The organism is Streptococcus sanguinis, from assembly GCF_020729765.1.
Taxonomy (GTDB): domain Bacteria; phylum Bacillota; class Bacilli; order Lactobacillales; family Streptococcaceae; genus Streptococcus; species Streptococcus sanguinis_Q.
Genome location: NZ_JAJEPD010000024.1, coordinates 1 through 1,013, shown reverse-complemented (window position 1 = coordinate 1,013; position 1,013 = coordinate 1). Strand labels below are relative to the sequence as shown.

The following is a 1,013-nucleotide window of genomic DNA, read 5'->3' as shown; positions in this document are numbered from 1 at the left end:
TGAGCCGCTTCCAAATTTTGAAACCCACTTCAGCGCACTAGCAGCATTTGCTAAATTAATATTTTGATTTTGTAATGAATCAATGTTAATTTGTGAGAGCAGTGCTTTATTATCAGCAATAATTTCAACTGTAAATGTATTAACTTGCATTAATGATTGATTTGCTTGCAATAAAATTTGAGCAAGTTTTGTATCAACGCATTCTAATCTAATTTTTTCAATTTGATTTTGAATTTCTTGATTTTGTTCGTCACGTGCAGAAATAATTCGAGCAAAAACGACAGTTGCAAATTGAGAAATTTCAACATTTGAATTGAAAATTAATAAATTTTTGAGTTTAATATCTGAAAACGAAATCTTTGTTTGAGTAATCATGTTTTAGATGAACCTCTCTTATTTTAAAAAATTATTTGATAAAATTTGACGTCATGTTTTATCTAAGTACAGTATAACTTTTTAAATTTGAAAAATAACAAAAGCTAGACAAGAGAAAAAAGGAGAAAAGTCTTGAAAAAGAAAGTAAATAACTATTTTACTGATTTTACCGATGAAATTAGTCAACAAGTCAATGAAGATTATAAAAAAATAGAGAAAGAGTTTTTTCCACTTGAGAAATGGTATACTACTAAAGAAATAGTGGGACTATTGAAAGAACACACTCCCTCCTCATATAACTCATCTATTCCTAAAATATCATTTTTTATAATCTCCCCTACTCTCTTCTCAGTATAATCTAAATAAAAAGACTTATCTACTAAATCAGTATGCAACATTCTTTCTTTAGCTGTTTGCTTATTAACAGTATATAAATATGGAATTCCCTCATCATTAACAGGGGGAGTGTGTTCTTTCAATAGTCCCACTATTTCTTTAGTAGTATACCATTTCTCAAGTGGAAAAAACTCTTTCTCTATTTTTTTATAATCTTCATTGACTTGTTGACTAATTTCATCGGTAAAATCAGTAAAATAGTTATTTACTTTCTTTTTCAAGACTTTTCTCCTTTTTTCTCT

At 27.7% G+C, this 1,013-nt stretch carries 2 protein-coding genes; both read right to left on the bottom strand.

Features of this window, described 5'->3' with window-relative positions; translation table 11 throughout:
- The coding region (locus tag K4H96_RS04085; RefSeq protein WP_227956357.1) for a hypothetical protein at positions 1 to 375 on the bottom strand (375 nt) is incomplete at its 3' end.
- A gap of 200 nt (positions 376 to 575) precedes the next feature.
- Positions 576 to 1,013 (bottom strand): hypothetical protein (locus tag K4H96_RS04080; RefSeq protein ID WP_227956355.1); only part of this gene is annotated, 438 nt, incomplete at its 5' end.